General features: G+C 69.9%; 20 protein-coding genes. 14 read left to right on the forward strand and 6 right to left on the reverse strand.

Going from position 1 to position 22743, the window contains the following annotated elements:
* Positions 1-100: 100 nt before the first annotated feature.
* From AT699_RS14540 to AT699_RS14590, 11 genes are all read left to right on the forward strand, one after another.
* A complete protein-coding gene (locus tag AT699_RS14540; RefSeq protein ID WP_020927735.1) occupies positions 101-1045 on the forward strand; it encodes a LysR family transcriptional regulator in 945 nt (314 codons plus the stop codon).
* Positions 1046-1174: 129 nt separating this feature from the next.
* Positions 1175-1855 (forward strand): hydrolase, encoded by a 681-nt coding sequence (locus AT699_RS14545; RefSeq protein ID WP_006384344.1) that lies wholly within the window; start codon positions 1175-1177, stop codon positions 1853-1855.
* A gap of 120 nt (positions 1856-1975) precedes the next feature.
* On the forward strand, positions 1976-4117 hold the full coding sequence (locus AT699_RS14550; protein WP_024068888.1) for a LamG-like jellyroll fold domain-containing protein: 2142 nt from the start codon (positions 1976-1978) through the stop codon (positions 4115-4117).
* Between the two features lie 142 nt (positions 4118-4259).
* Positions 4260-5780: an amidohydrolase family protein gene (locus AT699_RS14555; protein ID WP_024068889.1), complete on the forward strand. Its 1521-nt coding sequence runs from the start codon at positions 4260-4262 to the stop codon at positions 5778-5780.
* A gap of 81 nt (positions 5781-5861) precedes the next feature.
* Positions 5862-6956, forward strand: coding sequence for an ABC transporter substrate-binding protein (locus tag AT699_RS14560; RefSeq protein WP_024068890.1), 1095 nt, complete (start codon positions 5862-5864; stop codon positions 6954-6956).
* 13 nt (positions 6957-6969) lie between these two features.
* The gene (locus tag AT699_RS14565) at positions 6970-7800 is read left to right on the forward strand and encodes an ABC transporter permease (RefSeq protein ID WP_024068891.1); all 831 of its coding nucleotides are present in this window, start codon (positions 6970-6972) and stop codon (positions 7798-7800) included.
* On the forward strand, positions 7797-8621 hold the full coding sequence (locus AT699_RS14570) for an ABC transporter permease (protein ID WP_006384349.1): 825 nt from the start codon (positions 7797-7799) through the stop codon (positions 8619-8621). Before AT699_RS14565 ends, AT699_RS14570 begins: the two co-directional genes overlap by 4 nt.
* Positions 8622-8639: 18 nt before the next feature.
* The gene (locus AT699_RS14575) at positions 8640-9506 is read left to right on the forward strand and encodes an ABC transporter ATP-binding protein (protein WP_020927742.1); all 867 of its coding nucleotides are present in this window, start codon (positions 8640-8642) and stop codon (positions 9504-9506) included.
* Positions 9507-9564: 58 nt separating this feature from the next.
* Positions 9565-10941, forward strand: a complete 1377-nt coding sequence (locus AT699_RS14580) for an LLM class flavin-dependent oxidoreductase (protein ID WP_024068892.1) — start codon at positions 9565-9567, stop codon at positions 10939-10941.
* Positions 10942-11156: 215 nt separating this feature from the next.
* A complete protein-coding gene (locus tag AT699_RS14585) occupies positions 11157-11840 on the forward strand; it encodes a glutamine amidotransferase (protein WP_024068893.1) in 684 nt (227 codons plus the stop codon).
* A gap of 68 nt (positions 11841-11908) precedes the next feature.
* Complete coding sequence (locus AT699_RS14590; RefSeq protein WP_024068894.1) at positions 11909-13384, forward strand: hypothetical protein; 1476 nt, start codon at positions 11909-11911, stop codon at positions 13382-13384.
* Positions 13385-13441: 57 nt separating this feature from the next.
* Here AT699_RS14590 and copD read toward each other — a convergent pair whose 3' ends face one another.
* The 3 genes from copD to AT699_RS14605 form a co-directional block, all read right to left on the reverse strand.
* Positions 13442-14329 carry a copper homeostasis membrane protein CopD gene (gene copD / locus AT699_RS14595; RefSeq protein WP_024068895.1) on the reverse strand — a complete coding sequence of 296 codons (888 nt, stop codon included), beginning with the start codon at positions 14327-14329 and terminating at the stop codon, positions 13442-13444.
* Between the two features lies 1 nt (position 14330).
* Positions 14331-14687 carry a copper homeostasis periplasmic binding protein CopC gene (copC, locus tag AT699_RS14600; protein ID WP_024068896.1) on the reverse strand — a complete coding sequence of 119 codons (357 nt, stop codon included), beginning with the start codon at positions 14685-14687 and terminating at the stop codon, positions 14331-14333.
* A 166-nt stretch (positions 14688-14853) separates the two neighbouring features.
* Positions 14854-15312: a DUF2946 family protein gene (locus tag AT699_RS14605; protein WP_024068897.1), complete on the reverse strand. Its 459-nt coding sequence runs from the start codon at positions 15310-15312 to the stop codon at positions 14854-14856.
* A 109-nt stretch (positions 15313-15421) separates the two neighbouring features.
* Between AT699_RS14605 and AT699_RS14610 the strand changes: the two genes are divergently transcribed.
* The gene (locus AT699_RS14610; RefSeq protein ID WP_035199870.1) at positions 15422-16123 is read left to right on the forward strand and encodes a ProQ/FinO family protein; all 702 of its coding nucleotides are present in this window, start codon (positions 15422-15424) and stop codon (positions 16121-16123) included.
* 90 nt (positions 16124-16213) lie between these two features.
* On the opposite strand, the gene AT699_RS14615 is transcribed toward AT699_RS14610, so the two are convergent.
* Genes AT699_RS14615 through garD form a run of 3 tightly spaced genes read right to left on the reverse strand, consistent with a single transcriptional unit; the run spans position 16214 to position 19895 of the window.
* Complete coding sequence (locus AT699_RS14615; RefSeq protein WP_024068899.1) at positions 16214-17191, reverse strand: Bug family tripartite tricarboxylate transporter substrate binding protein; 978 nt, start codon at positions 17189-17191, stop codon at positions 16214-16216.
* Between the two features lie 24 nt (positions 17192-17215).
* Positions 17216-18262 (reverse strand): SMP-30/gluconolactonase/LRE family protein, encoded by a 1047-nt coding sequence (locus tag AT699_RS14620; protein WP_024068900.1) that lies wholly within the window; start codon positions 18260-18262, stop codon positions 17216-17218.
* Between the two features lie 58 nt (positions 18263-18320).
* Positions 18321-19895 carry a galactarate dehydratase gene (gene garD / locus AT699_RS14625; protein WP_024068901.1) on the reverse strand — a complete coding sequence of 525 codons (1575 nt, stop codon included), beginning with the start codon at positions 19893-19895 and terminating at the stop codon, positions 18321-18323.
* Between the two features lie 250 nt (positions 19896-20145).
* Between garD and kdgD the strand changes: the two genes are divergently transcribed.
* Together kdgD and AT699_RS14635 are read left to right on the forward strand one after the other, a co-directional pair.
* Positions 20146-21060: a 5-dehydro-4-deoxyglucarate dehydratase gene (gene kdgD / locus AT699_RS14630; protein ID WP_024068902.1), complete on the forward strand. Its 915-nt coding sequence runs from the start codon at positions 20146-20148 to the stop codon at positions 21058-21060.
* 59 nt (positions 21061-21119) lie between these two features.
* Entirely contained in the window at positions 21120-22700 is a 1581-nt protein-coding gene (locus tag AT699_RS14635; protein ID WP_024068903.1) for an aldehyde dehydrogenase (NADP(+)), read from the forward strand.
* Positions 22701-22743: the final 43 nt, after the last annotated feature.

Here is a 22743-nt window from a genome sequence, read left to right on the forward strand (position 1 = left end):
TGCGCTTTTGTAATGTGTTGCCGCCGCCAGGCCGCCCTGCCCTGGGGCAGGCGCCGGTCCGTGCCCGCCCGCCTCGCGCCGCCTGTCGGGGTTTGTCCCTATGCGCCTGAACCGCCTGCAGGCGCTGCGCGCCGTGCTCGAGACCGGCAGCGTCACCGAAGCCTCGCACCGCATCCACCGCACGCAGCCGCAGATCAGCCGCCTGATCTCGGCGCTGGAGGATGAAGTCGGCTTTCCGCTGTTCCTGCGCCAGGGGCGCGGCCTGATCCCGACCCAGGAATGCCTGCGCTTCTACGAAGGCACGCGCCACATCCTGGCCGGTTTCGAAGAAGTCTCGCGCATCGCCGACTCGATCCGCACCCAGCAGGACGCCTGGCTGCGCATCCTGACCCAGCCCTACTTCGCCTACAGCGTCACGCCGCGCGCCATCGCCGATTTCGCGCGCAGCCATCCCAAGGTCAGGGTGTCGCTGGAAGTGCGCTCGCGGGTGGACGTCGGCCTGTGGATGTCGGGGCAGCAGTTCGACCTGGGCGTGGCCGCGCTGCCGATCGACTTTCCCGGCATCCGTTCGCGCACCTTTGCCCAGGTGCGCCTGGTGATCGCCATGCCGGAAGGCCACCGGCTGGCGGCCCGGCGCGTCGTCACGGCCGACGACATCGAGGACGAACCCTTCATCGCCCTGCGTCCCTTCACCCTGCTGCGCCAGCACATCGACGACCTGATGGAAAAACGCGGCCTGCGCCTGCGGCTGGTGATGGAAACCTCGTCGGGCCAGTCCGCCTGCCAACTGGCGGCGCTGGGCATGGGCATCGCGCTGGCCGATCCGATCCTGGCGGCCAACGTGCCCGGCATCGTGCTGCGCGACTTCGAGCCACGCCTGACCATGCCGTATGGCTTCCTGCTGCCCAGTTCCTATGCGCCATCGGAACAGGCGCGCGAGTTCGCGCGCGTGCTGACGCGGCTGGTGCGCGAGATGGCGCCGGACCGGGTCGACCTGGTCGATCCGGGCGCGGGCGAGGCGGACGGGTTGATGGCCTTTCCCTAGCGCGCCGTCGCGCGGACCGCGCTATCGTCCTGTTTTTGGAACGCTGATGGCAAATTTTGCCTACTAGTGCCGTCATCGTCCGCAAATTATCGTGACGACTCTGCTTACCCACCCCCGAGGAGTCCCGTCATGAGCCAACCCGCGAACTTCAATGGCGCCCGTCCGGTCATCGTTCCGGACCAGGCCGCGATGCTGCTGATCGACCATCAGAGCGGCCTGTTCCAGACCATCGGCGACCTGCCCTTCACCACCGTGCGCGCCCACGCCTCGGCGCTGGCCAGGATGGCCACGCTGACCAAGATGCCGGTGATCACCACCGCCTCGGTGCCGCAAGGTCCCAATGGTCCGCTGATCCCCGAAATCCACCAGAACGCGCCGCATGCCAAGTACGTCGCGCGCCGTGGCGAGATCAACGCCTGGGACAATCCCGACTTCGTTGCCGCGGTCAAGGCCACGGGCCGCAAGCAGCTGATCATCGCCGGCACCATCACCAGCGTCTGCATGGCCTTTCCCAGCATTGCCGCGGTGGCCGACGGCTACCAGGTGTTCGCCGTGATCGACGCCTCGGGCACCTATTCGAAGATGGCGCAGGAAATCACGCTGGCGCGCGTGGTCCAGGCCGGCGTGGTGCCGATGGACACCGCCGCGGTGGCGTCGGAACTGCAACGCACCTGGCACCGCGACGACGCGGCGCAATGGGCGGAAATCTACGGCGGCATTTTCCCGTCGTACCAGTTGCTGGCCGAAAGCTACGCCAAGGCGCAGGACGTCGAACGCAACCAGGAAGCGCTGGACTCGCAACGCGCCTGATGCGCAACGGCGCGGGCCCGGGCGCCGTGCCCGCGCCCGCCGTCGGCGTGCCGCGCACAATATTCATGCGCGCTTAACACGTTCGTCATTCGGCGTTCCTAAGCTTCCCACTTTTTCTGAATGGGCAGCACACAGATGGCGCACGACACGCAAGACAGCAAGCACGGCATTGCCACGATTTCCAACAACCTGCCGACGGCGGCCGATCCGCGCCGGCGCAGCCTGCTGAAAGCCGGCTTTGGCGCCACGCTGCTGCCGGTGGGCGGCTCGCTGCTGCTTTCGGCCTGCTCCAGCGATGACGACGACGATGAGGACAGCCCGTCGACCGCCACGCCCGCGCCGCAACCGAAGAACATCTCCAGCTTCGCCGTGGCCGTGCTGCCGGACACGCAGTTCTACTCGCGCTACGCCACCGACGCCGAGAACCAGCAGTTCATGCGCAAGTACGGCAGCGAGCCGTACAAGGCCCAGACGCAGTGGGTCGCGGACCATGCCAGGTCGCTGGGCATCCCCTTCCTGATCCACCTGGGCGACGTGGTCGACCAGCAGGGCAAGCCGGACCAGTGGACCGTGGCCAGCTCGGCCATGAAGATCCTGGAAGACGCCAAGGTGCCGTATTCGATCCTGGCGGGCAATCATGATGTGATCCTGGATCGCGACTACGTGGACCCCAGCAGCCAGGCCAGCGCCACCGATGCGCAGCGCACGCTGGCCAACGAGCCCTACCTGAAGACCTTCGGCACCGACCGCGCCCGCAAGCAGGCCACCTTCGGCGGCCGCGATCCCAGCGGCTTTCATGAGTACCACGTGTTCGAGGCCGAGGGCCAGAAGTTCATGGTGTTGTCGCTGTCATGGCGCATTTCCGATGGCGCCCTGGCCTGGGCCAACCAGGTCATCCGCGCCAATCCGACGCTGCCGGTGATCCTCGTCAACCACCAACTGCTCAACATCGACAAGGACGGCGTCAGCCCGCTCGAAGTGCCGTATGGCCTGATGCTGTGGGACAAGCTGATCCGCGACAACGACCAGATCTTCATGACCCTGAACGGCCACTACCATGGCGCCGCGCGCCTGACCAAGATGAATGCCTTCGGCAACGCGGTCGAGGAAATGGTGGTGGACTACCAGATGGCCTACCAGGGTGGCAACGGCCTGATGCGGCTGTATGAATTCGACCTGAGCAACAACGAGATCCGGGTGCTGTCGTTCTCGCCCTGGGTGCCGCAGAAGCCCAAGGACACGCTCAACGCCTTCGACCAGGCGGTGCTGACGGGCGCCAATGAGCAATTCACCATCAAGATGGATTTCGCCAAGCGCTTTGGCGGCTTCAACAAGACGTTCCAGGCCGCCGCGCCGACGCACACCTCGCTGGTGGACCAGGCCCGCGCGCTGATCCTGGCCAACTACACCGACCCCGCCGCCAACGCGCAGAAGCCCGCGGTCGACAGCGACGACTACCCGCAGGTGCCGGGCACGCTGGCGCACTGGCGCTTCTTCGGCGGCGCCGATGGCCAGCCGGTGCCGGTGGGCCAGGTGATCCAGGACAGGGCCGGCCTCAATCCCATCAGCCGCGCCGCGCTCAACATCGACGGCGTGGCCGGCGCCCAGCTGGGCGACCTGCTGTGGTCCAGCGACCATCACTACCTGTCGGCGGCGCCCGGCTCGGTGCGCTTTCTCAACACCGACAAGAACACCGGCCGCATGAGCTATTTCAGCACCGCCACCTCGGCGGTGCTGAACGCCGAGACCGTGCTCAACGGCTACACGGTGGAAGCCTTCATCAAGATCGACCGCGATTGGACCTCGCAGAAAAATGCCTGGATGAACATCATGACGCGCGACGGCAAGCGCGGCGACCTGCCCGGCTACAGCGGCGGCGACCCGGAATCGCCGCCCCTGTTGTTCGCCATCTCCAGCCTGCGCGAAGTGCAATGGGAGGTGGTGCCCGAGCGCAGCGGCGCGCGCGAAGCCAAGGCCAACTGGTCCGGCGAGATCATCGCCGACAAATGGATGCACGTGGCCATCGTCAACGACGGCGCCACGCACGAGACCATCCTGTACGTCGAAGGCGCCCCGGTGCTGCGCAACGTGGCCGACGCCCCGGGCCTGGCGACGCTGGCCGCCAACATGCCGTGGATCATCGGCGCCGGGTCGTGGGACGGCGCGCGCGCCGACGGCTTCTTCGGCAGCATCGGCGAAATCCGCATCGTCAACCAGGCGCTCAAGCCCGCGCAGTGGCTGACGGCGCGCCGCGGCGGCTGATCGGGCGGCCTGGTTATTTAGTCATGACGCACAACTAAACAACCAATCCTTCGTTGGGCGCCGCGCGGCGCTCCCGTAATGTTTGCCAGGCAAGCAGGGAATTCCCCTGCGTCTCGCGACATGAACTACGGAGAGCGCCAGCATGAACCAGCCTTTGCACCCGAGCCAAGCGTCACGATCCGCCGCCGTCAAGGCGACGCTGGACTACCCGGTGATCGACACCGACGTGCACGTCAACGACTACGCGCCGGTCCTGGAGGACTACGTCCAGCACTACGGCGGCGGCAAGCTGGTGGATGCCTTGCGCAAGGCCCTCGGTTCGCGCTTTGCCACCAGGAGCGGCGGCAAGGACTGGTACCAGCAGAGCCCGGCCGAGCGCCAGGACAACCGCACCCTGCGCTCGCCCTGGTGGGCGCGGGTCACGCGCAACACGCTGGACCTGGCCACCTACACCCTGCCGGAGCTGCTCAACGAACGCCTGGCCGAGCAAGGCGCGGACTATTCCGTGCTGTTTCCCAACGACGTGCTGGCGCCGCTGGGTGCCGGCGATGCGTTCCGCCAGCCGCTGCACCGCGCCATCAACCACTTCCATGCCGACCAGTACCGCAAGTACAGCGACCGCCTGACGCCGGTGGCCGGCATTCCGCTGAACACGCCGCAGGAAGGCATCGAGGAACTGGAATTCGCGGTCAAGACGCTGGGGCTGAAGGTCATCAACATCGCCGGCGGCGTCAAGCGGCCGATCAAGGCGATCGCGCGCAAGTATCCCGCCGCCGACCATCCCGAGATCGCCCGGCACGCCAGTTACATCGACTTCTACGGCATCGACAGCGAGTACGACTACGACCCGTTCTGGGCCAAGGTGGTCGAGCTGGGCGTGCCGGTCACCACGCACTACGGCAGCCAGGGCTGGACCGGGCGCCATTCCATCAGCAACTACATGTTCAACCACATCGGGCACTTCGCCGATGGCTCGCAGGCCTTCGCCAAGGCGCTGTTCTTCGGCGGCGTCACGCGACGCTTCCCGAACCTGCGCGTGGCGCTGCTGGAAGGCGGCGCCGACTGGGGCTCGCACGTCTACACGCACCTGGTGGACCGCTGGGAAAAGCGCAACCGCGCCGCGGTGCAGAACTACAACCCGGCCAACGCCGACGTGGCGCTGCTGCACGAATTGTTCCAGCGCTACGGCGCCGACTTCATCCGCGGCCGCGATATCGACCCGCGGCAGCTGCTGCGCGACAGCCTGGGCATCTCGGCCCTGCCGCACAGCCGCGACCCGCACCCGGACGAGCTGGACGACTTCGCCGCCGCCGGTATCGAGTCGGTCGAGGACATCCGCAAGCGCTGGGTCGACAGCTTCTACTTCGGCTCGGAGTCCGACGACCGCACCGTGGCGGCGGCCTTCAACGACAAGGTCAACCCGCTCGGCGTGAAGATCAACGCCATCTGGTCTTCGGACATCGGCCACTGGGACGTGCCCGACCTGACCGCGCCGCTGGCCGAAAGCTGGGACCTGGTCGAACAGGGCGTGATCAGCGCGCAGGACTTCAAGGCGCTGGTGTTCGGCAACCCCTACCGCTTCTATACCGAGGCCAATCCGGCTTTCTTCCAGGGCACCGCCATCGAGCGCAAGCTGGCCGCGCCGGCGCGCGCGGCCGCCTGACCCCGCCCGCCGTTGTCTGCCTGACCGCCGGACGGCGTGATGCCGGCCGGCTGCCCGATCCTTTCCTGAACGAGTCATTCCATGAAGTCATTGATGATCCTGAGTAAACGCATTGCCGCGCTGGGCCTGGTGGCCCTGGCGGCGTGGGGCGGCAGCGCCCGGGCCGCCGACGTGATCCGCGTCGGCGTGGCCACCGCCGGCGGCGGCGATCCGATCACCTGGGGCGGTTCGCCCGGCGGCGTGGTGCGCGTCAACCAATGGCTGGAACAGGCCTTCGCCGCCGACGGCGTCAAGGTCGAATGGCTGTTCTTCAAGGGCGCCGGCCCGGCCGTCAACGAAGCGCTGTCCAACAAGCAGATCGACTTCGCCTACCAGGGCGACCTGCCGCAGGTGGTGGGCCGCGCGAACGGCCTGAAGACCAAGCTGCTGCTGGTCAGCGGCGCGCGCAACAACCTGTACCTGGTGGCGCCGCCGAATTCCCCGCTCAAGTCCATCGAGGACCTGAAGGACCGCAAGGTGTCGATCTTCCGCGGCACCAACGGCCACCTGGTGGCAATCAACGTGCTGGCCGCGCATGGCCTGGCCGAGCGCGACATCAAGGGCGTCAACCTGGATGCCGGCAGCGCCCAGGCGGCGCTGGTGTCCAACGGCGTGGACGCGGCCTTTGGCGGCTACGAATGGTTCAAGGTGCGCGACCAGGGCCTGGCCAAGGTCATCTACAGCACCCAGGGCCAGGACCCGGCCTACACCCGCCAGGCCTCGCTGCTGGTGCGCGAGGACTTCGAGCGCGAGAATCCCGCCCAGGTGCAGAAGGTGGTGGACGTGTTCGTGCGCGCCGCGCAGTGGTCGTCCGACGAGAAGAACCGCGACGCCCTCTTCAAGATCTGGGAAAAGAGCGGCGTGCCCTACGCCTCGTGGCAGGCCGAGTTCGACAAGCAGGACCTGGCCTCGCGCAACTCGCCGCTGATCGACGACTTCATCATCGCCCGCTACAAGGCGGTGGTGGCCGACGCCGCCAAGCTCAAGCTGATCCGCCGCGAGGTTTCGCTGGACGGCTGGTTCGATCCGCGCTACCTGCAGAATGCGCTCAAGGCCCAGGGGCTGGAGCGCTACTGGACCGCGTTCGACGCCGCCGGCAAGGCGGTGTCCGGCCCGGCGCAGGCCGCGGCGCGCTGACCGGAGCGCCGCCATGTCCTCGCTTTCCCCTATTGCCCTGGCGCGCCCGGCCCCGGCGCCGGCCTGGGCGCGCCAGGCGGCCTGGACCGCCGCGCCCTGGCTGCTGCCGCTGGCGCTGCTGACGCTGTGGCAGACCGGCGCCAGCCAGGGCTGGATCTCGCCGCAGGTGCTGCCGCCGCCCGCCTTCGTCTGGGACACCCTGCGCGACCTGGCGACCAGCGGCGACCTGTGGCTGAACACCCGCGCCAGCCTGCAACGGGTGCTGGTCGGCTTTGCCCTGGGCAGCCTGCTGGGGCTGCTGCTGGGCACGGCGATGGGCTTGTCTCGCCGGCTCGAGGCCTACGTGCTGCCGACCTTCAACGCGCTGGTGCAGATCCCGGTGCTGGCCTGGCTGCCGTTCGTGCTGCTGATCGTCGGCATCGGCGAACCGCTCAAGTACATCCTGATCGCCAAGGCGGCGCTGGTGCCGGTCACGCTCAATACCTTGCAGGGCTTTCGCCAGGCCAGCCCGGCGCTGCGCGAAGTGGCGCGGGTTTATGGCTATAGCCGGCGCCAGGAGGTGCTGGAGGTGGTCGTGCCGCTGGCGCTGCCGACGCTCTTCACCGGGCTGCGGCTGGGCTTCACCAAGGCCTGGCTGTCGCTGGTGGTGGTGGAGCTGGTGGCGTCCAGCGAAGGCCTGGGCTACCTGATCGTCTATGGCCGGCAGTTGTTCCAGCTGGACCTGGTGATGGCCGCGGTGATCGTGGTGGGCGCCATCGGCTATGCCATCGACCGGCTGCTGGACTGGGCCGAGACGCGCCTGATCCAGGGCCGCCCCACCCTCACCGCGCAGGCACGCCCATGAACGCCGCCACTTCCGCCTCCCGCGATGCCGCCGAGCTGGCGCTGTCGCAACCGCTGGCCGTGCGCGCCGGCGGCCGCTGGCGCGGCCTGGTGCTGCCGCTGGCCGCCATCGCGTTGTGGTGGTTGCTGGCGCGCATCGACCTGGTGAATTCGGCCCTGCTGGTGTCGCCCGAAAAAGTGCTGGCCACCGCCGCCGACCAGATCCTGGGCGGCAAGCTGTGGCGCGCGCTCGGCGCCAGCCTGGGCCGCGAGCTGACCGGCTTTGCCATCGGCACGGTCGCGGGCCTGCTGCTGGGCGTGCTGCTGGGCCTGTCGCCCGCCTTCAACCGGCTGGTCGGCCCCAGCTTCAACACCTTCAAGCAGATCTCGCTGTTCGCCTGGATCCCGCTGATCTCGGTGTGGTTCGGGCTGGGCGACACCGCCAAGGTGGTGTTCCTGTCGCTGGCGGCGCTGGTGCCGGTGGTGGTCAATACCTGCGACGGCGTGCGCAACACCCCACCCAAGCTGCTGGAGGTGGCGCGGGTGTACGGCTACAGCCGCTGGCAGACCTTCGCCCAGGTGGTGCTGCCGGCCGCCGCGCCCGCCATCTTCACCGGCGTCTACCTGGCGCTGATCTACTCCTGGCTGGCCACCATCGGCGCCGAATACCTGCTGGTGGCGGGCGTCGGCATCGGCAACCTGCTGATCGAGGGCAGCGAACATTTCCAGATGGACCTGGTGATCTTCGGCATGTTCGTGGTCGGGGTGATCGGCTGGCTCATGAACGCCCTGGCCCGCGTGGCCGAACGCCGGCTCGCGCGCTTGCGCGGGCAGGACCAATAACCGCAGGAAGACTCAGGCATGACTCAACATACTTCGCTGGACCTGTCGCTACAGGCGGTCGGCAAGCGCTATCCCAGCGCCCAGGCCGAAGGCGGCGTGCTGCAGGTGCTCACGGGCGTGGACCTGGAGATCCCCGCCGGCCAGTTCGTTTCCATCGTCGGCGCCAGCGGCTGCGGCAAGTCCACCCTGCTGCGCCTGATCCTGGGGCTGGACGACACCTATGAGGGCGCCATCACCCTGGGCGGCGAACCGGTGCGCGGCACCGGCCCGGAACGCGGCATCGTGTTCCAGGACCACCGCCTGTTCCCGTGGCTGACGGTGGCGCAGAACATCGCCGTGGGGCTGCGCAACGCCGCCATCTCCACCAGCGAAAAGCGCGACCGCGTGGCCGAGCACGTTGCCCTGGTGGGACTGGAGGGCTTCGAGCAGTCGTACCCGCACCAGATTTCCGGCGGCATGGCGCAGCGCGTGGCGATCGCCCGCGGCCTGGTCAACCGGCCGCGCGTGCTGCTGCTGGACGAACCCTTTGGCGCGCTCGACGCGCTGACCCGCGCCCGGCTGCAGACCGAGTTGCAGCGCATCTGGCAGAAAGAGCGCATCACCATGATCCTGGTGACGCACGACGTCGAGGAAGCGGTCTACCTGGGAGACCGGGTGGTCATCATGCAGCCGCGCCCGGGGCGCATCCGCCGCGTCGTCGACGTGCCGCTGCCGCATGCCCGCAACCGCAGCGACCCGCGCTTCATCCGCCTGCGCGACGACGTGCTGTCCGACTTCCTGGAGCCGGACGGCGCACCGGCCGACGACAGCCCGCCGCTGGGCGCCGACGCGGCCGCCGGCGTGCCCGCGCTGCCGTCGCTGGCCTCGCTGCGCATGGCCTGGTGAGATCCCCGTTCCGCTTCCCGGCTACGTTACCGTCCACCCCATTGCTGGAGTCATCCCCATGACCCGTTCCCCGCGCCAGATCAAGCTTGGCGCCTTCCTGATGCAGACCGGCCATCACATCGCCGCCTGGCGCCATCCCGACGCCCAGGCCGACGCGCCGGTCAATTTCCGCCACTACGCCGAGCTGGCGCGTCGCGCCGAGGCCGCCAAGTTCGACGCCATCTTCCTGGCCGACTCGGTCGGCGTGCGCAACACCGACCTGGCGTCGCTGTCGCGCACCGCACGCAGCGACCACTTCGAGCCGCTGACGCTGCTGTCGGCGCTGGCCGCCGTGACCGAGAAAATCGGCCTGATCGCCACGGTTTCGACCACCTACAACGAGCCGTACCACGTGGCGCGCAAGTTCGCCTCGCTCGACCACATCAGCGGCGGCCGCTCGGGCTGGAACCTGGTCACTTCCAGCGGCCAGGGCGAGGCGCAGAACTTCAACCTGGACGAGCACGTCGAGCACGCCCGCCGCTATGCCCGCGCCGCCGAGTTCCACGACGTGGTGCTGGGCCTGTGGGACAGCTGGGAGGACGACGCCTTCCTGCGCGACAAGCACAGCGGCCAGTATTTCGACCCGGCCAAGCTGCATCCGCTGCGCCATCGCGGCGAGCATTTCTCGGTGCGCGGGCCGTTGAACGTGTCGCGTTCGCCGCAGGGCCGCCCGGTGGTGGTGCAGGCTGGCGCCTCGCCCGCCGGGCGCGACCTGGCGGCGCGCACCGCCGAGGTCATCTTCGTGGCGCACCAGACCTTCGACGAGGCCCGCGCCTTCTACCGCGACATCAAGGGCCGCGCCGTCGAATACGGCCGCGATCCCGACGACATCAAGATCATGCCCGGCATCTTCCCCGTGATCGGCCGCAGCCAGGCCGAAGCCGAGGACAAGTTCGCGCGCCTGCAGGACCTGATCCATCCGGTCGTCGGGGTGCAGTTGCTGTCCAACATGATCGGCGGCTTCGACCTGTCGGGCTACCCGGTAGACGGCCCCCTGCCCGACATTCCGGAGACCAACGGCGGCAAGAGCCGCCAGCAATTGCTGATCGACCTGGCGCGGCGCGACAACCTGACGATCCGCCAGCTCTACCTGCGCATCGCCGGGGCGCGCGGCCACCAGCAGGTGGTCGGCACGCCGCAAAGCGTGGCCGATCAGTTGCAGCAATGGTTCGAGGAAGACGGCGCGGACGGCTTCAACATCATGTCGCCGTGGCTGCCCGGCGGGCTGGACGACTTCATCGAGCTGGCGCTGCCGGAACTGCGCCGCCGCGGTCTGTTCCGCACCGAATACAGCGGCGCCACGCTGCGCCAGCATCTGGGCCTGGCGCGGCCGTCGCATCGCGCCGTGGCGGCGGCGTCCGCATCCCGCCGCGAGCGCGAGGCGGCCACGCTGTGAGACGACGGGCCGGCCATGCGGGACAGGGCCACGGCCGCGTCCATGGCCCGGCGTCGGGCAGCCGGCCCCGGGCCGATATCATTCCCGCTCATAGCAGATAGCCGGCCCGGGCTATTGATGAATGGGCGCGGCGGCCTCATCATTGCGCGGGGCCCCACTCGGGCGCCGCCGATTCCGCCACCGCCATGCCTCACCGACCGCTAGCCATCCTGCAAATGGGCCGACCGCCCGAAGACCTGCGCGCCATCCATGGCGAACAGGCCGACTGGATCACGGCGGCCCTGGCGGGCGTCGGCACGCCGCTGGCGGTCATCCATCCGGCCGCCGGCGAGGCCCTGCCCGATCCGGTCACGCTGCGCGGCGCGGTGCTGACGGGCTCGTGGGCCATGGTCACCGACCGCGAGCCCTGGAGCGAGCGCACCGCGCAATGGCTGCGCGATGCCATGGCGGCGCAGTTGCCGCTGCTGGGCATCTGTTACGGCCACCAGCTCATGGCTCACGCTTTCGGCGGCGAGGTCGATTACCACCCGCGCGGCCGCGAGATCGGGCTGCACGCCGTTGCGCGCCTGCCCGCCGCCGCGGCCGATCCCCTGCTGGCGGGATTGCCCGAGCGCTTTCCCGCCCATCTCACGCACGAGCAGAGCGTGCTGCGGCCGCCGGCCGGCGCCACCGTGCTCGCCGGCACCGCCCACGATCCGCACCAGATCCTGCGCTACGGCCCGCGCGCGCTGTCGGTGCAGTTCCATCCGGAATTCACCGCCGGGCTGATGGACGCGTGCCTGGCGCGGCGCCAGGACTTCCTGGCGGCCGAAGGCCATGACGTGACCGCGCTGCGCGCCGCCCTGGCGCCCACGCCGCACGCGCTGGGCATCCTGCGCGCTTTCGCGGCGGCCTGCTGAGCCGTGGCGCGCAACGCAACCGGCTCGCGCCGCGCCCGCCGCGCATCCGACCAGGCGGGCCGCGCGCCATGATGTACCTGCTGTGGTCCCTGCCTGCGCTGATGGTCATTGGCGCCATCGCCAGCGGCCGCCTCAACACCACCCTGGCCGCCGTGCTGGGGCTGCTGGCGGCCATTGCGGTGGCGCTGTTCGCGGCCCCCGGCGCCTTCGGCGCGGGCGCGCTGGGCCAGGCCCTGTCGCGCGGCCTCTGGATCGGCGGGGTCATCACCCCCTACATCCTGGGCGGCCTGCTGTTCTGGCAGATGGCGGCGCGGGACGCCACGCCCGCTGGCGCCGCATCCGGCACCGACGCGGCCGGCGCGCCGGCCGATCCCCTGGCCCGCCGCCGCCTGCTGTTCTTTGCCTGTTTTCTGGTGGGGCCGTTCGCCGAATCGGCCACCGGCTTCGGCGTCGGCATGCTGGGCACCGTGCTGCTGATCCGTCCGCTCGGTTTCAAGCCGCGCGAACTGATGGTCTTCGCGCTGCTGAGCCAGACCCTGATTCCCTGGGGCGCGATGGGCAGCGGCACACTGCTGGCCTCCGCCTATGCGCGCGTGCCGCCGGCCCAGCTGGCCCTGTACGGCATGGTGCCCGTGGCCCTGCTGATGAGCGTGTGGCTGGCGCTGTTCTGGACCACGGCGCGGCGCGCCGGCCTGCCGGCGACGATGGCCGAACGCGGGCGCGAGACGGCCTGGATGCTGGCCAGCCTGGCCCTGCTGACGGCCGCCACCGCGCTGCTGGGCCCTGAGACCGCCTTGCTGGCCGCCTATGGCCCCCTGATCGTGCTGCGCTTCGCGCTGGACCGGCGGCCCGGCCGCGCGCAATTGCGGGCCGCCGCCCGCGGCGCGCTGCCGTATATCGTGCTGATAGCCTGCCTGGTCGCCACGCGCCTGGTGCCGGCGCTGAACCAGGGCCTGGCCTCGCTGGCGCGTTTCAGTCCCTACGCCGACCTGCCCGCCTGGGCGCCGTTCCTGCATGCCGGCAGTTGGCTGATCGGCGGCGCGCTGCTGATGGCGGCCATGCGCCGCCGGCCGGGCCTGCTCGCCGCCAACGCGCGCCATGCCTGGCGCACCGGCAGGCATGCGGTGCTTTCGGTATTCCTGTTCGCGATGATGGCCGAAGTGCTGGCGGGCGCCGGCATTTCGCAGGCCTACGCCGACGGCCTGTTCCGCGCCCTGGGCGACTGGACCCTGCTGATCACGCCGCTCATGGCCGGCGCGTTCGGCATCCTGGCCAACAGCGGCAACGCGCCCAACAGCCTCTTCATGCCATCGCAGCTGTCGCTGGCGCTGCACGCCGGCCTGAGCCTGCCCGCGGCGGCGGCGCTGCTGCACGTGTCCGGCACGTCGATGGGGTTCTTCTCGCCGGTGCGCATGTCCATCGCCGCCGGCCTGGCACGCGGCCATGGCCAGGAGCGGCCCGTGTACGTGCAGCTGCTGCCGTTCGCGCTGGCCGCCTTCGCCCTGCTGCTGGCGCTGGCGCTGTTGCTGGTGCTGGCGGGATGACGGCGGCCAGCGCGAACGGCCTTCAAGACGCCTTCAAGACGCCTTTCACGACACCCTCTACGACGGCGACATCAACCCCAACCCGCCCACGATGACCAGCACCGCGGCGCCCAGCAGCATTTCGCAGATCGTATTGCGCCGGATGGCATGCAGGGCCAGGGCCGGCTCGGCCCGGATGCGCGCGATCCAGCGATAGCGATTGGCCAGCGCCAGCCCGGTCATCGCCAGCGCCAGCGCGATCTTGAGCAACAGCACGCGCACATAGTCCCACCCCGCATCCGGCAATGCCGGCCCCAGGATCAGCGCCGCATTGGCCACGCCGCTGAGCAGCAAGACCGCCACGGCGACATGCCCCCAGGCGGAAAAGCGCAGCAGCGCGCGGGCGGCCTCGGCGCGATCCCGCGGACGTTGCCAGGCCGCCAGCCATGACAGGAACACCGGCAGCGATCCCAGCCAGAACGCGGCCGCCAACAGGTGCAGATAGTCGCTGGCCGTGTGCGCCAGGCCCCAGCCGCCTTCGTGCATCGCGGCGTGGCCGCTGAATGCCAGCGGCGCCAATGCCACGGCCGCCGGCCCCGCCAGCCAAGATGGCCGGCCCGGCCGCAGCCCCAGCGCCACGCCCAGCACGGCGGCCGCGCACAGGGCGCGCGCCACCCAGGCCTGGCCGTAGCCGGTCTGCAGGGTGACCGTGTCCAGCATCTCGCCGTCCAGCATCGCCCGCCAGTCGCCGGCGATGCTGGCGGCCTGCAACGGCAACAGGCACAGTGTGGCCACCAGTCCCGCCGCGCCGATGCGCAGCAGGGCCGGCCGCAGCGCGGTCTCGGCGGCCACCCCCAGGCGCGGCGAGCCGCCCAGCGCCAGCATCGCGCTGGCGCCGAACAGCACCGCCGCCGCGCCGGCGCTGACGGCCCGGCACAGCGCGAACACGACCCACAAGGCGTCCATTTCAGGGCTTGACCGTGAACGTCCAGGCACCGTTGGTTTTGTGGCCGTCCTTGGACAAGGCCTGCCATTTCACGGTGTAGGCGCCCGCCGGCAAGGGTGTGGCCACGGGCAACACCAGCGTCTTGTCATCACCCGGCGCCGGCGCGGCCTTGGCCGCGACGGCCTGCTTGCCGGCCGTGTCCAGCACGGTCAGCGACGAAAAGGCGGGCTCCAACCCTTCGGAGAAAGTGGCCGTCACCGAAGACGGCGCGGCCACCTCGGCCTTGTCGGCCGGCGTGGCGCGTTGCAGGTGGGCGTGGGCCCAGGCCCATTGCGGGGCGAGCACGAGCGTGGCGGCGATGAATGCGGGTTTGAACATGATCGGACTCCAAAGTGACGGCGGCGCGCGGCCGCGCGAAAAGAATGGCGCGGGCGCCGAAAGCGGATCGGACGCGCGCGAAACGAACGGTTTGGGTATCGACGACCGGTGCGCGCCCGCGTCGCCCGCCACAGGAATGGGCGTGCGCGGGGACCGGCGCAAAGGTTCAGGCCGCGCGCGGCGGCGCGCGCGATTGCTGCGGCAGCCAGGCCGTGGCGCCCCGCGGGCACGGCCCGGCTTGCGCGGCGCGCGGCAGGGCCGGCGGCTCCAGCGGCAGGCGCCAGGCCAGCCCCGCGAGCGCGGGCGGACCGGCGCCGGCAAGCATGGCGCAACTGGCGGCGCAGCAGTGCGGCAAGGTGCCGCCGGCGGCGTGGTTGGAGACGTGGCCGGCGGCCTGGACCGGCGTGGCCGCTACGGCGTCCACGTCGTCCAGCGCCACCACCCGTGGGCCGCTGGCGGTGCAGAGGATGACAGACGAGGCCCCCTGCCCGGCTGCCGCCGGCAGGGCCGCGCCGAGCGCCGTGGCGGCCACCAGCGACTGGAAAACCAGCAGCCCCGCCGCCAGCCACACCAGCGCGCGGCGGGTGGCGGCAGACCTGCGCGTAAACGTAACCGGCGTGTGCATCCCCATGGTGCCGACGAGCTTACGACGGCCGCCGGACGCCCGCAACTTCAATCCGACACGCCACAACTGTTATGCTCCACGGTTTCAACATTTGAATTCGCAGCACACCATGGGTCTAGAACAGCTCGCCGCAATCCGAGAACTGCTGTTGAAGCAGGCTCCCGAAGAGGCGGCTTCCAAGAAGAAACCCGCCCGTCCGGCCGCCAACGAAGCGGGGTCGCGCAAGCCCTCCGCGCGTCCGGCCGGCGATGCGGCTGCCGCCCGGAAAAAGCCCGCGCGCGCGCCGGCCGGCGAACGACGCGAAGCGCCGGCGGTCGATCCGGTGCTGATCGCCATTTCGCGACTGCAGCGGCAATTTCCCAAGGCCTTTCCCAAGAAGCCGGCGCCCAAGGTGCCGCTCAAGCTGGGGGTGCTGGAGGACCTGGTGCAACACGCCCAGACCCTGCAGCTCAGCGCCGACGAGATCAAGCAGGCCGTCAAGACCTGGTGTGACGGCCGCCGCTACTGGGATTGCATGGTCGAATCCGCCGCGCGGGTCGACCTGAATGGCGAACCCAACGGCGCCGTGACCGCCAACGAAGCGCAGCACGCCAAGCGCATGGCCTCGCGCCGTCACGCCAAGGCGGGCGGTGGCCGTGGCGGCAAGGGCAATGCCGCCAAGGGCAAGCCGGCCGCCGAAGGCGCCAAGCCGGCGCAGGCCGAGGCTGCCGCGCCCGCCGATGCGGCCGTGGACACGCCGGTGGACACCTCAGTCGATACGTCGGTGGACACGCCGGCCCAGGCGCCGTCGGACACCCAGAGCGCCGACTGAACTTCCCGCCAGGAAAAAAAACGGACCGTGCGGCGCCTGGCGCCGCACGGTCCGCGGTCTTTTGGGGGCCAGCCACGCCGGCCGCCCGGATCAATCCAGCCGGATGTCGGCGCTCTGCACCACCTTGGCCCAGCGCGCCCGCTCGCTGTTGAAGAACTGCGCCAGTTGCGCCGGATCGCGCACCACGATCTCGGCGCCCTGCTCGTTCAGCTGTGACTTCACATCGGGCTGATTGACGATCTGGCCCATCAGCGTCGCCAGCAGGTTGGCCGTCTTGTCGGTCGTGGCGGCGGGGGCCATCACGCCCTGCCAGGTTCCGGATTCGAAGCCGGCCACGCCTTGCTCGGAGATGGTCGGAATGTCGGCCACCAGCTGCATGCGTTCCTTCTTGGAGATCGCGATCGCGCGCAGCTTGCCGCCCTTGATGTGCGGCAGCGTCGCCAGCAGCCCGTTCATGATGACCTGGGTCTGGCCGCCTATGGTGTCGGTGACCGCCTGCGAACCGCCCTTGTAGGGCACGTACTCCCATTGCGCGCCGGTGGCCTGCTGCACCGCCACGGCCGCCAGGTGCGGCGCGCTGCCGATCGCGGTGACGGCGAAATTCAGGCGCTGTTTCTTCGACAGCGCCACCAGCTCCGGCACGGTCCTGGCGGGCACGTCGGGATGCACCGCCAGCACGTGCGGCGAATACGCCAGCATGCCGACCGCGCGCAGGTCCTTGGACGGATCGAACGACAGCTTGGTGTAGACCGACGGGCTGATCGCCAGCGCGCCTACGTCGCACAACAGCACCGTATGGCCTTCCTGAGCCGATTGCACCACGATGCCCGCGCCCAGGTTGCCGTTGGCGCCCGGCTTGTTCTCGACCACCACCGTCTGCCTGAGCGCCTCGGCCAGGCGCGGCGCAATCACACGCGCGATGATGTCCGACGAGCCGCCCGGCGGGTATGGCACCACGATGCGCACGGGCCGGGTCGGCCATGCGTCGGCCTGGGCCCAGGCCGGCGCCCAGTGCGACGCGCCCAGCGCCGCCGCGCCCAGCAATAACTGCCTTCGGTTCGAATCCATGTTGTCTCCGTTGTGGTATTTGTGTCAGAGGGCCCCGCGCGTCTCGACGTAGAGCGCGTAGAGCGAATGGCTGCTCGCCATGAACAGCCGGTTGCGCTTGGCGCCGCCGAAGCACAGGTTGGCGCAGCGCTCGGGCAGGCGGATGTGGCCGATCGGCTTGCCGCCCGGGTTGAAGACCATCACGCCATCGAGTTCCTCCGGCTTGGTGTCGGCGGCGCCATTGCTGCCCCAGCCGCACCACAGGTTGCCGTGCTCGTCGCACTTGATGCCGTCGATGGCGCCGGGACCTTGCGCGTCGATGAACTTGCGCTTGCCCGACAGTTTGCCGTCCGCGCCGACGTCATACGCCCACACCACGCGCGCCGGCTGGTGGCGCGATTCGACGATGTAGAGCACGCGCTCGTCCGGCGAAAAGCACAGGCCGTTGGGCCCGGCCAGGTCGTCCAGCGCCAGCTCGACGCGGCCTCTGCCCGCGTCGATGCGATACACCGAATGCGGCAGTTCGGGCTCGGCCTTGTCGCCCTCCCAGTGGCCGCCGATGCCGAAGGGCGGATCGGTGAACCAGATGGCGCCATTGCGCTGGCACACGATGTCGTTGGGCGAATTGAAGCGCTTGCCCGCGTAGCGGTCCGCCAGCACCGTGATGCCGCCGTCGTACTCGGTGCGCGTGACGCGGCGCGTCAGGTGCTCGCAGGCCAGCAGGCGCCCCTGGCGATCGCGCGCCAGCCCGTTGCTGAAATTGGCGGGCTGGCGGAACACGCTGGTGGCGCCGGTGGTCTCGTCCCAGCGGATGATGCGGTCATTGGGGATGTCCGAACACAGCAGATAGCGCCCGTCCCCCACCCACACCGGTCCCTCCAGCCAGCGAAAGCCGGTGGCCAGCTGCTCCACGCTGCTGCTGTAGATGCGGTACTTCGAGAACTCCGGGTCCAGGATGCGCACCGACGGGTCGGGGTAGCGTTGCTGCGGCGTGAAGGCGAAGGATTGCGCCTGCGCCAGGCCGGCGGGCGCCAGCGCCAGGGCGCCCAGCAGCCGGCGCCGGCCGGCCTGCATCAGGGGGCTGTGGTCCATCGATGGTCTCCTCTTGGTATGTTCGGCGATGGCCTTGCGTTGAAAGCGGCGACGGCAATCAGGTCACGGGACCGGGATTGAACAGCGTCAATGCGTTGTGCAGCTTGAGTTTTTCCGCGCAGCTCTGGCGCCGTCCGCTGGCCACGTCGAGCATCAGCCGGAACAGTTCCCAGCCCACCTCTTCGATGCTGGCCTGGCCGGTGGCGATGCGGCCGGCGTCCACGTCCATCAGGTCGTGCCAGCGCCGCGCCAGGTCGCTGCGGGTGGCGACCTTGATCACCGGCACCTGCGCCAGCCCGTAGGGCGTGCCGCGGCCGGTGGTGAAGATGTGCAGGTTCATGCCGGCCGCCAGTTGCAGCGTGCCGCAGATGAAGTCGCTGGCCGGCGTCGCCGCGAAGATCAGCCCCTTGCGGGTCAACCGCTCGCCCGGCGCCAGCACGCCGTCGATGTTGCAGGTGCCGGACTTGACGATCGAGCCCATGGCCTTTTCGACGATGTTGGACAGGCCGCCCTTCTTGTTGCCGGGGCTGGTGTTGGCGCTGCGGTCGGCGCCGCCGCGCCGCAGGTAATCGTCGTACCAGGCCATCTCGCGCACCAGCGCCTCGGCCACTTCGGGGGTGGCGGCGCGCGCGGTCAACTGGTCGATGCCATCGCGCACTTCGGTGTTTTCCGAGAACATGACGGTGCCTCCGGCACGCACCAGCAGGTCCGCCGCAAAGCCCACCGCGGGATTGGCCGTGACGCCCGAGAAAGCGTCGCTGCCGCCGCACTGCACGCCCACCACCAGATCGGAGACGGGACAGGTCTCGCGGCGGCGGCGGTCCAACTTTTCCAGGTGGCGCTCGGCGGTGCGCATGATGTTGGCGATCATGGACTCGAAGCCGACGTGTTCGTCGTCCTGCAGCACGATGGTGTCGACGCCTTCGCCGCCAGCCATCCCCCGCCCGGCGCGGATCGGGATCGCGCCCGGCGCCAACAGGCGCTCGGGCTGCAGCTTCTCGCAGCCCAGGCTGACCACCATGGCGGTGCCGCCGAAATTGGGATTGCGGGCAATGTTGTGCAGCGTGCGCACCGGCACCGCCGCGCCCGGCGCGTCGATGGCGACGCCGCAGCCGTAGGTGTGCTCGATACCCACCACCCCGTCGACATTGGGATAACGCGGCAGCAGCTCGCGGCGGATGCGCTCGACCGCGTGTTCCACCACGCCCTGCACGCATTGCACGGTGGTGCTGATGGTCAGGATGTTGCGCGTGCCCACCGTGCCGTCGGCGTTGCGGTAGCCCTCGAAGGTGTAGCCCTCGAGCGGCGCCGGCGGCGCGATCCTGCGCGTGCCCACCGGCAGGTCGTCGAGCGCGCGGGCCGCGGGCATGGTGGTCACCCGTTCGTTGACCCAGCTGCCGCGCGGCAGGTGCCGGGCCGCGTAGCCGACCACGACGTCATAGCGGCGCACCGGCTCGCCAGGCGCCAGGTCGCGCAGCGCCACCTTGTGGCCCTGCGGCACGGCTTCGGCCAGCACCAAGCCGTCCGGCAGCGCCGTGCCCGCCGGCAGCCCGCCGTCGTTGGCGACGATGGCGACGTTGTCCTGCGGGTGAATCCTGATCAGCACGGGCGCTGGGGCGGGCGCGAACGACATGGAGCATCCTCGAAAACGATGCCGCGGGCTGCGGCATCCTATACGTTATCGTACAACTAGAAAGATTATCCATGGACTGAGGACGGCACGCATTGCGGATTTCCCCAGGTATGAACCACCACTGCCCTCAGCGATTCCGTCTTATCTTGCTTGAGCCGGAGAAAATCATGTTGTACGATGACGTACCTATTCAACACATGACAGCCCGGCAGCCCCTCTGCCGCGCGTCCGCCACCAACGGATACCGCCCATGACCACGCCGCAGGAACTCAAGGCCATCGTTTCGGAAGGCCTGCTCTCCTTCCCCGTGACCGACTTCGACGCGCAAGGCAATTTCAACGCCCGCTCTTATGCCGGGCGGCTGGAATGGCTCGCGCCCTACGGCGCCACCGCCCTGTTCGCCGCCGGCGGCACCGGCGAGTTCTTCTCGCTGGCGCCGGACGAATACTCGGATGTCATCCGCACCGCCGTGGACACCTGCGCCGGCAAGGTGCCGATCCTGGCCGGCGCAGGCGGCCCCACCCGCGTCGCCATCGCCTATGCCCGCGAGGCCGAGCGCCTCGGCGCCAAGGGCGTGCTGCTGCTGCCCCACTACCTGACCGAGGCCTCGCAACAGGGCATCGCCGACCACGTCGAGCAGGTCTGCAAGGCCGTCAAGATCGGCGTCATCGTCTACAACCGCGCCCAATCGCGCCTGTCGGCCGACAGCCTGGCCCAACTGGCCGAGCGCTGCCCCAACCTGGTCGGTTTCAAGGACGGCGTCGGCGATATCGAGGCCATGGTGCGCATCCGCCGCAAGCTCGGCGACCGCTTCTCGTACCTGGGCGGACTGCCCACCGCCGAGGTCTACGCCGCGGCCTACAAGGCGCTGGGCGTGCCGGTCTACTCGTCGGCCGTCTTCAACTTCGTGCCCAGGACCGCGATGCAGTTCTACCGCGCCGTCGCCGCGCACGACCACGACACCACCAACCGCCTGCTGGACGAGTTCTTCCTGCCGTATCTCGAGATCCGCAACCGCTGCGCCGGCTATGCGGTCAGCATCGTCAAGGCCGGCGCCAGGCTGGTCGGCCACGATGCGGGCCCGGTGCGCGCGCCGCTGACCGACCTGCATCCCGACGAAATGGCCATGCTCGACGCGCTGATCCGCAAGCTGGGCCCCCAATAGACCAGGCGCGGCGCCGCCTGCCCGCCCCCGCTGGGGGCGTTTTCATTCGGAGACACTGCATGACTTTGACCGGCAACATGTTGATCGGCGCCCAGGCCGTAAAAGGCGCGGGCGCGCCGCTGCACGCCATCGACCCGGCCCGCGGCGAACCGCTGCAACCGGCGTTCCACGCCGGCGACGCCGAGGACGTGGCGCGCGCCGCCGAACTGGCCGCCGCCGCGTTCGACCCCTACCGCGCCGCGCCGCTCGAAACCCGCGCGCAATTCCTGGAGAGCATCGCCGAAGGCATCCTGGCGCTGGGCGACGCGCTGATCGAGCGCACCCATCTCGAAACCGGCCTGCCGCTGGCCCGCCTGCAAGGCGAGCGCGGCCGCACCGTGGGCCAATTGCGCCTGTTCGCGCGGGTGGTGCGCGACGGCTACTTCCTGGACGCCACCATCGACCCCGCCCAGCCCGAGCGCCAGCCGCTGCCGCGCGCCGACCTGCGCCTGGCCCAGGTGCCGCTGGGGCCGGTGGCCGTATTCGGCGCCAGCAACTTCCCGCTGGCGTTCTCGGTGGCGGGCGGCGATACCGCCTCGGCGCTGGCGGCGGGCTGCCCGGTCATCGTCAAGGCCCACAACGCCCACCCCGGCACCGCCGAAATGGTGGGCCGCGTGATCCAGCAGGCGGTGGCCAGGCACGGCCTGCCCGAAGGCGTGTTCTCGCTGCTGTTCGGCGCCGGCAACGAGATCGGCACGGCGCTGGCGACCCACCCCGCCATCACCGCGATCGGCTTCACCGGTTCGCGCCGGGGCGGCCTGGCGCTGGTGGCCGCCGCCAACGCGCGGCCGGTGCCGATCCCGGTGTATGCCGAGATGTCCAGCATCAATCCGGTGTTCCTGCTGCCCGCCGCCCTGGAGGCCCGCGCCGAGACCATCGCCAAGGGCTTCGTCGAATCGCTGGTGCTGGGCGTGGGCCAGTTCTGCACCAATCCCGGCCTGGTGGTCGGCATCGAAGGCCCGGCGCTGCAACGCTTCCGCCAGGCCGCCGGCCAGGCGGTGCAGGCCAAGGGCGCCGCCACCATGCTTACCCCCGGCATCTTCGCCGCCTATTCGCAGGGCGAGCAGGCGCTGGCCGGCCACGCCAGCGTCGCCACGCTGGGACGCGGCGAAGCCTCGCGGCCGGCCGCCAATGCCGCCGGCCCCGCCGTGTTCGGCACCGATGCCGCGCGCTTTCTGGCCTCGCCCGAACTCGAGGCCGAAGTCTTCGGCCCGGCCTCGCTGGTGGTGGCGTGCCGCGACGCCGCGCAGATGCGCCAGGTGGCCGAACACCTGGAAGGCCAGTTGACCGCGACCCTGTTCGTGGACGAGGCCGACACCGAAGCCGCGCGCGCCCTGCTGCCGGTGCTGGAACGCAAGGCCGGCCGAATCCTGGCCAACGGCTATCCCACCGGCGTCGAGGTCAGCCACGCGATGGTGCACGGCGGCCCCTTCCCGGCCACCTCGCGCCCCGCCTCGACCTCGGTCGGCGCCACCGCCATCCGCCGCTTCCTGCGTCCGGTCTGCTACCAGGACCTGCCGGACGCACTGCTGCCCGATGGTCTCAAGCGCGGCAACCCGCTAGGGCTGCCGCGCATGACCGATGGCGTGCTCGGCGCCTGACGCCACCCCTGCCCGGACGGTCGCACATTGCCACGCCGTCCGG

Source organism: Achromobacter xylosoxidans (assembly GCF_001457475.1).
Lineage (GTDB): Bacteria > Pseudomonadota > Gammaproteobacteria > Burkholderiales > Burkholderiaceae_B > Achromobacter > Achromobacter xylosoxidans.